The 13,424-nt window shown below is 33.1% G+C and carries 8 protein-coding genes; 6 read left to right on the top strand and 2 right to left on the bottom strand.

Features of this window, described 5'->3' with window-relative positions:
* The first annotated feature begins 11 nt into the window (after positions 1 to 11).
* The 4 genes from MHM83_RS04485 to MHM83_RS04500 are packed head-to-tail and all read left to right on the top strand — an operon-like array spanning position 12 to position 7,564.
* A complete protein-coding gene (locus MHM83_RS04485) occupies positions 12 to 1,103 on the top strand; it encodes an eCIS core domain-containing protein (protein ID WP_239178576.1) in 1,092 nt (363 codons plus the stop codon).
* A gap of 12 nt (positions 1,104 to 1,115) precedes the next feature.
* Positions 1,116 to 5,378: a DNA/RNA non-specific endonuclease gene (locus MHM83_RS04490; protein ID WP_239178578.1), complete on the top strand. Its 4,263-nt coding sequence runs from the start codon at positions 1,116 to 1,118 to the stop codon at positions 5,376 to 5,378.
* A gap of 12 nt (positions 5,379 to 5,390) precedes the next feature.
* Entirely contained in the window at positions 5,391 to 6,731 is a 1,341-nt protein-coding gene (locus MHM83_RS04495; protein ID WP_083574792.1) for an ATP-binding protein, read from the top strand.
* 11 nt (positions 6,732 to 6,742) lie between these two features.
* Complete coding sequence (locus MHM83_RS04500; protein WP_073182591.1) at positions 6,743 to 7,564, top strand: hypothetical protein; 822 nt, start codon at positions 6,743 to 6,745, stop codon at positions 7,562 to 7,564.
* 4 nt (positions 7,565 to 7,568) lie between these two features.
* Here the strand turns inward: MHM83_RS04500 and MHM83_RS04505 are convergent, their stop codons facing one another.
* Both MHM83_RS04505 and dnaE read right to left on the bottom strand, forming a co-directional pair.
* A complete protein-coding gene (locus MHM83_RS04505) occupies positions 7,569 to 7,925 on the bottom strand; it encodes a hypothetical protein (RefSeq protein WP_047790294.1) in 357 nt (118 codons plus the stop codon).
* Positions 7,926 to 7,933: 8 nt separating this feature from the next.
* Entirely contained in the window at positions 7,934 to 12,307 is a 4,374-nt protein-coding gene (dnaE, locus tag MHM83_RS04510) for a DNA polymerase III subunit alpha (protein WP_173359363.1), read from the bottom strand.
* Positions 12,308 to 12,546: 239 nt separating this feature from the next.
* On the opposite strand from dnaE, the gene MHM83_RS04515 reads away from it, so the two are divergent.
* Entirely contained in the window at positions 12,547 to 12,738 is a 192-nt protein-coding gene (locus MHM83_RS04515; protein ID WP_028891302.1) for a cold-shock protein, read from the top strand.
* A gap of 171 nt (positions 12,739 to 12,909) precedes the next feature.
* On the top strand, positions 12,910 to 13,413 hold the full coding sequence (locus tag MHM83_RS04520) for a 30S ribosomal protein S16 (RefSeq protein ID WP_047790292.1): 504 nt from the start codon (positions 12,910 to 12,912) through the stop codon (positions 13,411 to 13,413).
* The last annotated feature ends 11 nt before the right edge of the window (positions 13,414 to 13,424 follow it).

Raw genomic sequence — 13,424 nt, forward strand, 5'->3', positions numbered from 1 at the left:
CTTTAAAAGTCATGTTTAAAAGAGATAAAAAACCAGAAGCTAATAACGTTCAAGCAAAAGATAAAAAAAAGGATTTGTTTATTCAGCCGAAGCTAGCATTTGGAAGAAAAGGAGATCAATATGAAGTTGAAGCAGATAATATGGCTGATAAAGTTGTAGGAAATAATAATGAAGCTAATTCAATACAAAAAAAAGAAAATGAAGAAGAAATACAGCAAAAACCACTGGCTTCTGAAGTAACACCTTTAGTACAAAAAATGGAAACTACTGAAGACGAGCAACCCGTTCAAAATATGGAGGAAGAAGAAGTGGTACAGAGTAAAGAAGAGGAAGAAACAGTACAATCGAAGTGCGATGATTGCGAAAAAGAAGAGAAAGTACAAAAGCAAGAAGAAGAGGAAGCTGTGCAGTCAAAAACGGAAAAATCTACTTCAACAAAAAATAAACCTTCTTTTGAAAGTAAGTTAAAAAGAGGAAATGGAGGTCAAAAAATGGATTCACAAACACAAAGTGAAATGGAGTCAGGTTTTGGAGCCGATTTTAGCCGTGTAAACATCCATAATCACTCAGAGGCTGCTCAAATGAGTCAAGAAATAGGAGCACAAGCGTTTACGCATGGAAACGATATCTATTTTAATAAAGGAAAATACAATCCAAACTCCAAAGAAGGAAAATATTTGCTAGCACACGAGTTAACACATACCATTCAGCAAAAAGGAATGGTACAGAAGAAAATTCAAAAACTTTCTGATCCTGAATGTTCACCAACCCATTCACTACCTCATAGAGGAAATTGTAGAAGTGGCTTTATTCATACGTGTTATTCAGAAACGTTTAAGCCATCCAGTAGTTCAGCTCTTAAAGGGGAGGTTTCAGTAAGTTATAATAGATCAGGGAGTATAGGACCAGAAGATTTTAGTGTGCAAGTATATAAATGTGGTATGATATGGGATACTTGCATAGGAAGTAAAAGATTAGGACCTAACATACCAGGCACATTAAATTTTTCTATAGCTAGTGTTACACCTGGAGATAGTTATTATATAAAAATCTATTCAAGATCTCATTTAAAGCTTGATGCAAACTACCGTATTTGGCAGTAAAGACAATAAGTAATGTTTAGAGCAAAACAAAATATAGCAAAACCTTCTAATCCTTCTTTAAAAAGTAAGGAAGCATCACCTTTTATTAAGCCAGAAATGAAGGTAATCAAACCTGAAAAAAAACAAGAGGAAGTTGCGCTAAAAGAACCTAAAAAAATAAAAAAAGAAGAGTCAGTAACTCAAAAAGCATCAGTTTTAGAAGCTTCTGAAAAAGAAAAAGGTGAAAAAAAAGAAGGAGGAGATAAAGTTGAGACTCTTAAAAAAGTAGCAGAAAAGCAATCTTTTAATGGGGTGAAAAATAGTGCAAAAGATGCAAGTGTTTCTGTGACAGAACCGAAAAGTAATAACACTACTCAAGTAAAAATAGAAGCTAAAGAAGGAAAAAAAGAAAAGGAAGAAACCTCAGAAAAAGATAAAAAAGAAGAAGGAGCAGTTAAAGAAAAAAAAATACCTAAAGCACCAACAAAGCCAGAAGATGATCCCGCTTTTCAACAACAAATAAAAAAAACAGAAAAGGTAAAAGAAGAAAAATCACAACATCCAGATCCAGAATCTAAGGTAGGTGAACAGCAGCAAGCAGGTCACCCATCAGCAGCTGTACAATCAGCTAAAAACGATCAGCAAGCACATGCAGATTCATTATCAGCAACCTCTGAAGAAGAAAAAAAGAGAGAGCCATTTACACCAGAATCGTTTAAAAAACTTTTAGAAAAGAATTTAGATGATTTAGAAAAGCAACTTCCTAAAAACTCAGAAGAAGCACAAGAGTTTAGAGATGAGAAGCCTATTCAAGGGATAAAGGAAAATATATCAGGCCAAGTTACAGCTGAAAGCGATAAGTTAGCAGGACCAATGAAATCTGAGGCAGATAAACCAGCTCCTGCTTCAGGACAACCAACAGTAGAAGCTGTTCCATTACCTCCTACAAATTCAGGGAGTACCCCAAAACCATTAAACGCTAAAGCAGCAATTCCAAAACCTAAGACATCTCAAGAGATCTCAATGGAAAAAGAAAGTCAGTCATTAGATGATTATATGGCTGAAAATAAAGTAACGGATGAACAATTAGCAAAATCTAATGAACCTAAATTTACAGGAGCTCTAGAAGAAAAGAACAGTGCCCAAACCGAAGCAAAGTTAGCGCCAGTAAAGTATAGAAAAAAAGAACAAGTTCAGTTGGGGGTAGCCCAAAAAACAGCGACTGTAAATAGTAAAGAGGGATTAGATCAAATACAAGCAGCTAAAGTATTGTCAGAGAATAATGTTTTAGCTAGTCAAACGGAGAATAAAACAAGCGATAAAACAGAGCAAGAAAAAATATATGCCGAGTTTGAAGCAATTTATGAAGAGACAAAAAAGACAGTTACAGAAAGTTTAGAAAAACTCTCAGAAGATGTAGATAAAAAGTTTAGTGAAGAAGCAGAGAGCGCTCAAAAAACCTTTGAAGAAAATGTTGAAGATGGCTTAGGCGAAATTTATGGATGGACAGTAATAGATGATTGGATTTTTGGTGAAGATACGGAAGCTATAGATAAATTATTTAGAGTTGAAAAAGCAAAGTTTATCAGTAAAATGAACTCGGTTCTTGATGATATTTCAATTATCATAGCTGATGGATTGAATGGAGCTTTAGATGCTATTGCAGAAGGAAAGAAAAAATCAAAAGAGAAATTTGACAGTTTAGACGAGTCGCAAAAGAAATTGGCGGAAGATGCATATAGTGACTTTAATGACCAGTATGCAGATTTAGAAGACACAGTTTATGAAAAACAAGAAGAATTAGCGGCTGATTTAGCACAGTCATACAAAGAAAATGTTGATAGTTTACAAGAAAAGTTTAATGAAATAAAAGAAAGCGTAAGTGCCGGTTGGATTGGCGCTGCTTTAAATGCATTAGCTGGTGTTATAAAAACTATTTTAAAAATAAAGGATATGCTGCTTAATCTACTAGCAGCAGCTGTAAGTGCAATAGGAGCTATAATTTCTGACCCAATAGGGTTTTTAAGTAATCTAATACAAGGAGTTAAACAAGGTTTTGTTGATTTTGGGAACAATATCAAAAAACACATGATTAAGGGAGTAATAGAATGGCTTACAGGTTCACTAGGTAATGTAGGTATTACTTTACCAGATAATTTATTTAGTCTTTCAGGAATATTCAGCTTAGTAACTCAAATGTTAGGATTGACATGGGATTATTTTAGGAGTAAAGCGGTAAAGTTATTAGGAGAACCCGTAGTTGCTGGTATGGAAAAAGCTGTTGAAATTTTTCAGATAGTTAGAAAAGATGGTGTAATGGGGCTCTGGGAGTATATAAAAGAACAGTTCAGTAATCTCAAAGAAATGGTTATGGATGCCATTCGAGATATGATAATTACTAAAGTTATTGAAGCGGGTATAAAATGGGTTATGGGCTTGTTAAGTCCAGCAGGAGCTTTTGTAAAAGCTGCAATGATGATTATAGATATTGTAAAGTTTTTTGTTGAAAGGGCGGCACAAATTTTTGAATTAGTTACAGCATTTATAAATAGTATTAAAGCGCTAGCAGAAGGAAATGTTAAAGCTGTAGCAAAAGGTATCGAAACTGCTTTAGCCAAAGCAATACCAGTATTAATAGGTTTTTTAGCTGCTTTGGTTGGAGTAACAGGACTCACCGGAAAAATCCAAAAAATAATTAAAAAAGTTAGAAAGAAAATTGACAAAGCCATTAATAAAGTTATTAAAAAAGCTAAAAAAATCTTTAATAAGATTTTAGGGAAAAAGAAACCCAAAAAAGGGCATGCAAAGAAGATAAAAGATGATAATAAAAAGCAAAAACCAGCAAAATTAACAGCAAAAGATAAAGCGAAACATAAAAAGATTGTAGGTAAGATAGAAAAGAAATTAGGAGAAAAAGCAAAAAAAGGAGAACCGTTTGATAAGTTTTATACAAGAAAAAAGAAAGAAGCTAAAACCCTAGAAAATAAATACCAACCACAATTAAAAAAAGGAATAAATTTAGATATAAAGTTTAATGCATTAGCTAAAGATAAAGAAGATAACGATGTAGATATTAAAATTAAAATAGCACCTAATGATACTACTGGTAAGGTACAAGCAAAAGGAGATGAAAAGGATAATTTACCGTTGCTAGATCAATACTTAAATAAAAAGGTGGTAGATAAAGAAGGTATTCCATTAGAGTCTTTTACCAAAGCATTAAAAACAGATATTAATAAAATAGACAAGAAACAAGTTTATATTCTTGATAAGAGAAATTCTAGCTATAAGTTTAGAACAGGAAAAGGATTTGGTTCATATCCTAATATATACATTGAAAGTGATGGAACTGAAGAAGGAGTCTTAAAAAAAGGAAAATCCAAGTCTTACAAACCAGCACATGGAAACTTTATTCCAGATGAAATGGAATTAATGGAAAAGAATGGAGTATATACAGCCGAATATAAGACAAAAAGAGCTGGAGACGCAAAGGAAGCAAAAGCAGGAGAAGATAGTCCAACATTTGAGATAAATATCACTTTTGATGAGGCTATAAAAGGTATTTCAGACAAAGTACAAACTAGAAAAGTAAAAGGATTCAATTTGTCAAGTAAGCCAGATGGAATTGGAAGAGGAAAATGGGATGGAGGATCAGCAGGAAAAGATGGTACTCCAGGATTTGATAATGCTCATATTATTGGAGATCAATTTGGAGGTTCAGGAGTTAATTCGGCAATGAATATTTATCCATCATCACCAATGTATAATCAAAAAGAAATGGCGCATGTTGAGAATAAGTTGGCCTCTTTCTTCAAATCTAGAGGAACAAACTTTAATATGGAAGTTACTGCAAAAATAAAGGATGATGTAAATGTTAATAATCAACTAAAAGGAGTTTTAGATACTGAATTCGGTAAAGACAATAAAGGGAAGAAAAAGGTAGATGAGAAAATTAAAGCAAAGGCGAAAAGCACTTTGACAAAGGCTTTACAACAAGCTATGACTATGGATATTGATAACTTACCAGGTCAGTTTTTAAATACTACATACAAATCAAAGGGAATTGCTTCTAAAGACGATACAGAGGTAGAAGGAGATAATCTACAAACAATTGGTGTAGAAATGGAAAAAGACAAGCGATACGATAAAGACAAATACAAAAAACTAGGAAGTGATTTCTCTAAAAATGGAGAAGGTACAGAGCTATCTATTGGGGCCGATCAAGGCTATGATGCATCTATAGAAAATTATAAAGCAAAATTTGCTAATGACGGAACGAAAAAAAAGAAATTATAAAATAAGGTAATTATGTACATAGAGGTAGATCAAATAAATAAAATAGGAGTATTTAAAGTACTGCAAGATTTTATTACCAATAGAATTGATAGTGAATTTAATGGGTATAAGCAACCAAATTTTGAATTAAACTACAATGGAGTACCTTCTCCTGTGATTGCTTTTATGAATGATAAAAATTTAGTAACTGAAGATGTTATTCTATTACTATTGGCTTTTGTACCTCACATGTTTCCAAATTTTTTAAACAATATCATTAGTGAGTTTTTGCCACAAGGAGGTGAGTTTCCAGAGTTTGGAGGAGTAAAAGGGAAAAATCATAGAGGAATTATACCTACAGGTGAAACAGCCCTTTATATTTTAGGAGGTAATGATTTTGCTTCAAGAGAAAGAGGTTTACAATTTATTTTAAGTGAAAGTAAATTGTTTAGAGATAAGGTGTTGAGAATTGAAAAGCAACTTGAAGAAGAGCCTTTAATGAGTGGTAAGCTAATTTTGGCAGAGGAATATGTACACTTGTTTTTAACAGGGAAAGAATTAAAACCACAAATGAGTCAAGATTTTCCTGCAAGTTTAATTACTACAGATTTAGAGTGGGAAGATTTAGTATTACAAGAAAAAACATTGAACAATGTTAAAGAAATAGAAAACTGGTTAGCATATAAAGAGATACTGTTAAATGATTGGGGAATGAAAACAAAAATAAAACCCGGATATAGAGTTTTGTTTTGTGGAATTCCAGGAACAGGAAAAACACTAACAGCTAGTTTACTTGGAAAATACACAGGTAAAGATGTTTACAGAGTAGACTTGTCAATGGTTGTTTCAAAATTCATAGGAGAAACAGAAAAAAACTTGTCCAAGTTATTTGATAAATCCATTAACCAAGATTGGATTTTATTTTTTGATGAAGCCGATTCAATTTTTGGTAAAAGAACAAATGTAAGAGATGCTCATGATAAATATGCTAACCAAGAAGTTTCTTATTTATTACAGCGAATAGAGTCGCATCCAGGACTAATTATTTTGGCTTCAAACTTTAAAAACAATATTGATACAGCTTTTACCAGACGTTTTAATAATATTATAGAATTTGAAGCTCCTGGTTATACAGAAAGATTAATGTTATGGGAAAATAACTTGCCAGATAACGTTGAATTAGAAGATACTGTAAGCGTAGAAGAGTTAGCTAAGAAATTTAGTTTAACAGGTTCTAATATAGTGAACATTATTCAATATGCATGTTTACAAACTATTGCTAATAAGAAAGAAACAATACAAAAACAATATTTAATAGAAGGTATTAAGAGAGAATATACAAAAGAAGGAAAAACAATTAATATCAAACTTTAAAAAGAGAAATAATGAAAACAATCAATAATATAAATGGTATTCCTCTACATTATGCCAGATTAACGAATCACCCTTATGGAACAAGAGGAGAACAACGTAATTTTTCAATTGATGAAAGTTTCTTAAGTATTTTAGAAAATGCACTTCAAGAAGTTTTTGAGCATTGTCCTCTAGGGATACCTGAAGTAATTACAACTGCAGGAATTTTTGTTGATAAGCCAGGGCAGCATAGTCACGGAAAAGCATTTGATTTAGATGCTGTTTTTTGGAGTAATGAAACCTTAGTTACAACTAATTTTATTCATCAAAAAGAGTTATATCTTGGAATAGAGTCCTTTTTAAGAAAGCACTTCGGTATTGTATTAAACTATTATTACCCAAACCATAAAGATCATTGGCATGTTGATACGAGTGTACCTGTTGATTATAATCAAACATCAAAATCAGAAACACTGTATTTACAATTAGTTTTAAAGTATATATATAAAGAAGAAATTTTGGTAGACGGTATTTGGGGACGCCAAACTTCAGGAGTAGTCAAAGAAGTTTTTGAAAGATTAGGAATCAATACACCTATAACTACAAAAGCAAACTATATAAAGTTTTTAGATATAACAGGAAAAATTGCATTTAAGTTATATGAAGAAAATACTTCTCCTAAACACTTGTTAAGTAACTTAACAGAAGTAATTGAAAATTTACCACAACAAAACAAAACAGCAGTTCGAGAAGCACTCAATAGTTTTTTAAATCACGAAGAAACAGCAACATGGTTGGGCGATTTTGAAGAAAATCATAATTTGGATGCTATTATAGAAGAAATTACAGACTAAAGCTTTATTTGGTAAACTGATTTTTAAACCAAACCTTTTTCCAAACTCTTTTTAAAATCAAAAAAGTAAGACATTCGGTGTATACATTAATATCTGTTGACTCGATATTTTGTGTGTCTTTTTCAGAAACATCTATACGGTATAAAAGATTTGTATAAGAATTAAAATCATGTAAAATTAATTCCTTTACTGATTTTTGAAGTTGCTCTTTTAACTCAGAAGGGGTGCTATTTGCAGAAAAATCTAAATCAAATCCAGTTAGACTAAAATCTTTGTTAAGTTGAACTATAAGTTGTTTATATAACTTTTGGTTAGCTACATTTGTTAATAGGTCGATACTGTTTTGATAACTAGGTAGCATTTTGGTTATTAATTCAACTTATAATTTATAAACTGTTCGTCTAATGCTTTTAAAAACTCACTAGACACTTTAATTTTAGTTGTTCTACTAGGTAAGTTTAACTCTATTTTTTCTTCGGCATCCCAAATGGTAAAATACAAACTTTGTGAGCCTTTGTTAGTAGCAAACAAGTGTTGTAGTTCTTTTATAGTATTATCTTTTACTTCTTGTAGAGGAATTTTTATGGTGAGTTTTTTACACATTTTATCCATAATATCGTGTAATAGTAAAAACTCATTAAATCCAACTCTAGGTTCACCTTTCACACCTTCTTTATTAGTCCAACCAGGTTTGATCGTAGTTTTGATAAATAGGAACGAATTTGGAACCAAAAAGTGTTTAAACTTTAAGTAATCTTCACCAAAAATTCGAAATTCAAAACTATCGTTATAATCTTCCATTGTAAAAGCAGCCCATCCTTTACCTGCTTTTGATACACGATGCTGTACATCAGTAACGATTCCAGCAAAAGAAAGTCCTAAACCTTCATATTGAGCGATGTTTTTAAAATGTGCTAGAGAAGCGTTGCAAAACTTTAGTTCATTTTTAAAATCATCAAGTGGATGTGCAGAAATATACATTCCTACTACTTCTTTTTCACGAGCTAACAATTCCATAGTTCCCCAAGTTTCACATTCAGGAATTAAAGGTTCAGGTAAATCAACATCCGAAGCTTCTCCAAATAAAGATACCTGAGATGAATTCTGATTTTCTTGAAACTTATTTCCAAAGCGAATAGCCTTTTCTAAAAAAGTTTGTCCTTTTTCATCTTTCACATAATATTGAGCTCTGTGAGTATCTGTAAAAGAATCAAAACCACCAGCTAATACTAAACCTTCAAAAGCTTTTTTGTTAGCAACACGTAAATCAACACGTTTTGCTACATCAAAAATAGAAGTGTAATGCCCATTTTCTTTGCGTTCATCAATAATTGCTTTTACAGCAGAACCACCAACACCTTTAATTGCCGCCATACCAAAACGAACAGCGCCATCTTTATTTACAGAAAATTTAGCATACGATTCATTTACATCTGGACCCAATACCTCTAACCCCATGCGTTTACATTCCTCCATAAAAAACGAAACCGTTTTAATATCGTTCATGTTGTTGGAAAGTACTGCAGCCATGTATTCAGCAGGGTAGTGGGCCTTTAAATAAGCGGTTTGATAAGCAATCCAAGCATAACAAGTAGAGTGCGATTTGTTAAAAGCATAAGATGCGAAAGCTTCCCAGTCCTTCCAGATTTTCTCTAGGGCTTTTTCATCATGACCATTGGCCTTTGCTTGATTCACAAACTTAGGTTTCATTTTCGCTAGTACCGCAGCTTGCTTTTTACCCATTGCTTTACGAAGTACATCGGCTTCACCTTTGGTAAAATCAGCTAACTTTTGCGAAAGTAACATTACTTGCTCCTGATATACTGTAATTCCGTATGTTTCTGCTAAATATTCTTCCATTGCAGGAAGGTCGTACTGAATTTCTTCGTCCCCATGTTTTCTTCTAATAAAAGAAGGAATATATTCTAAAGGACCAGGACGATACAGAGCGTTCATTGCAATTAAGTCAGCAAAAACCGTAGGTTTTAACTCACGCATGTACTTTTGCATTCCAGGAGATTCGTATTGGAATATACCTACAGTTTCTCCCCGTTGGAAAAGTGCATAAGTTTCCTCATCATCAATAGGGAAATTTTCAGGGTCAAGCTCTACACCATGACGTGCTTTTACAATTTTTACCGTATCCTTGATTAGGGTTAATGTTTTTAACCCCAAAAAATCCATTTTTAATAATCCTGCACTTTCTACTACCGAATTGTCAAACTGGGTAACATACATGTCGGAATCTTTGGCAACAGATACCGGTACGAATTTGGTAATATCATCAGGAGTGATAATCACCCCACAAGCGTGAATTCCAGTATTACGAACTGAACCTTCTAAAATTCTAGCTTTGTTAATGGTTTCTGCTTCCAGACCATTACCATTGGCAATAGCTTTTAGCTCATTTACCATTTCTATTTCTTCAGAACGAAGTTTTTCTTTTAATCCTTTCTCATCTAAAGAAAAGATTTTTTTCAATTTCATTCCTGGAATTAACTTGGCAATTCTATCGGCTTCAAATAGAGGTAAGTCAAGTACACGAGCAGTATCACGGACGGATGATTTAGCTGCCATGGTACCATAGGTAATAATTTGTGCTACTTGGTTAGCACCATATTTCTCAATTACATAATCCATTACGCGGCTACGACCTTCATCGTCAAAGTCGATATCAATATCGGGCATCGATACACGTTCAGGGTTTAAGAAACGCTCAAAAAGTAAGTCGTACTGGATAGGATCTATATTAGTAATCCACAAACAATAAGCAACTACCGAACCAGCTGCAGAACCACGTCCTGGACCTACTGATACATCCATGTTTCGTGCTTCTCGAATAAAATCTTCTACAATCAAGAAATATCCAGGGTACCCTGTTTTAGCAATTACATCAAGCTCAAAATCTAAACGTTCTCGGATTTTATCGGTAATTTCTCCATAACGTTTTTTGGCTCCTTCATAGGTTAAATGACGTAAAAAATTATTTTCACCTCTTTTTCCTCCATCTTCAAGGTCTTTTTCATCTCTAAACTCTTCTGGAATATCAAAAGCAGGTAATAATACATCACGAGCTAAGCCAAAAGGTTCTATTTTATCTACAATTTCTTGAATATTAATAATTGCTTCGGGTAAATCGGCGAAGAGTTTTTTCATTTCTTCAGTAGATTTAAAATAGTATTCGTCGTTAGGTAAACCATAACGATATCCTCTTCCTCGACCTTTAGGAGTAGCTTGTTTTTCACCATCTTTTACACATAATAAAATATCATGTGCATTAGCATCTTCTTTATCTAAGTAAAAAGTATTGTTCGTAGCAACAATTTTAATATCATGCTTTTTAGAGAATGAAAGAAGAGTTTCGTTCACAACTCTTTCATCTTCTTGTCCGTGACGCATCAATTCGATATATAAATCTTCTCCGAATTGTTCTTTCCACCAAAGTAAAGCTTCTTCTGCTTGAGCTTCACCTACATTTAATATTTTACTAGGAACTTCACCATATAAATTTCCTGTTAATACAATTACATCTTCTTTGTATTGCTCAATAACTTTTTTGTCGATTCTTGGAACATAGTAAAAACCATCCACGAAAGCAATGGAAGACATTTTTGCTAAATTGTGGTATCCCTTTTTATTTTTAGCAAGTAAAACGACTTGATATCCATTGTCTTTTTGACTTTTATTGGTATGGTCTTCACAAACATTAAATTCACAACCTACGATAGGTTTTAAAACACTTTGTGTAGGTTCTTCTCCTTTTTCTAAGGCTTCTTTATTAGCCGCTTCAGCTGCTTTGTTGTGCCCTAATACAGCCTGTACAAAATGGAAAGCAGCCATCATGTTACCAGTATCAGTCATGGCAACTGCAGACATATTATCTTTAGCAGCGGCATTTACTATGTTACCAATTTGAATGGTAGACTGTAAAACAGAATACTGTGTATGGTTGTGTAAGTGAGCAAACTTAACACCTTCAAGCTCTGCTAATCCTTCTGCGGTAGAAATTGTATTAGCTTCTTCAGTTTCAGATGACTTTCTTTTACGGATTTTTTCACTTTCCTTTTTAAGGTTTAAGTGCTTAAGTCCGATTACCTGTATTGGGTTCGGATTTGCTTCTGTATAACGTTGAAAATAATCAGAAGGAACGTCTAACTGTTCTTCTGTGTACTGACGTAAACGAATTAATTCTAAGAAACATCTTGTAGTTGCTTCTACATCGGCAGTAGCGTTATGTGCTTCTCCAAAACCTGTTCCGAATAAATGATTGTGTAATTCGGTAAGAGTTGGAAGTTTAAACTTTCCTCCACGACCACCAGGAATTTGACATAATTGTGCCGTATGCTCGGTACAAGTATCCAAAACAGGTAATTCTGTTAAATTGTTTTCAACACCTAAACGATGAAACTCACACCCCATAATGTTGACATCAAAACCAACATTTTGACCAACAATAAACTTCGTTTTTTGTAATGCCTTGTTGAATAGTTCTAACCCTTCACTCAATTGAATTCCTTGTTCGATAGCTAAATCAGTAGAAATTCCGTGAATACGTTCTGCATCGTACGGAATATTGAACCCGTCAGGTTGTATTAAGAAGTCATTGTGTTCAATTAAATTTCCTAATTCATCATGTAATTGCCACGCAATTTGTATGGCTCTAGGCCAGTTGTCGGTATCGGTTATTGGAGCATTCCAGCTTTTTGGTAATCCAGTAGTTTCGGTATCGAAAATTAAATACATGGGCAAAATTACTTATTGAAGTGTTTTGGATAAAACAAAGTGTAAAAATACGAAGAATTTACATTGTTATTAAGAGAAGTTATTAACGAGTGTTTTTACTTAATGTAAAGGCTTGAATAGCTGATTGTAATCAGTAAATAGATGTTAAGTGTAGGTTAATTTTAAAATAAAAATGAAAAAAAGTGATTGATAATCAATTAATAAGATTACATTTGTACTTTAATATAATATTTTTTACAATGAAAGAAGGAACAGTAAAGTTCTTCAATGAATCTAAAGGTTTTGGATTTATTACAGAGTCAGGATCAAACACAGAACATTTTGTACACGTATCAGGTTTAATCGATGAGATTAGAGAAGGTGATACTGTTGAGTTTGAACTTAAAGAAGGAAAAAAAGGATTAAACGCAGTTAGCGTTAGAGTATTATAATATACCTCACAATTTATTTTTCTTAAGAGCCTGTTTAACAGGCTCTTTTTTATTGTAATAAAGTTGTTTTTTTACTTTTAATTGAAAAATATTTTATAATTTTGCGCCCACTTATTACGAGATAATAAGATTTATTAATAACCAAGGTCGCGAACCTTAAAAATTAAAATTATGCCTGTAAAAATTAGATTACAAAGACACGGTAAAAAAGGAAAACCATTTTATTGGGTAGTAGCTGCTGATTCAAGAGCTAAAAGAGACGGTCGTTTCTTAGAAAAAATCGGAACTTACAATCCAAATACTAATCCTGCAACTATCGACTTAGATGTTGACGGAGCTGTAAAGTGGTTACAAAATGGTGCTCAACCAACTGATACTGCTAGAGCTATTTTATCTTATAAAGGAGCTTTATTAAAGAATCACTTAGCTGGTGGAGTTAAGAAAGGTGCTTTAACTGAAGAGCAAGCAGAAGCTAAATTTACTGCTTGGTTAGAAGAAAAAGCAGCTAAAGTTGCTGGTAAAACAGAAGGTTTAGCAAAAGCTGAAGCTGACGCTAAAGCAAAAGCTTTAGAAGCTGAAAAAGCTGTAAACGAAGCACGTATAGCTGCTGCAACTCCTGCTGTAGAAGATAGCGAGGATGCTGCTGCTGAATCAGGTGCTGATAGCGAAGAATAAAAACTGTACTA

It is taken from the genome of Tenacibaculum sp. Mcav3-52 (assembly GCF_022347665.1).
GTDB lineage: Bacteria > Bacteroidota > Bacteroidia > Flavobacteriales > Flavobacteriaceae > Polaribacter > Polaribacter mesophilus.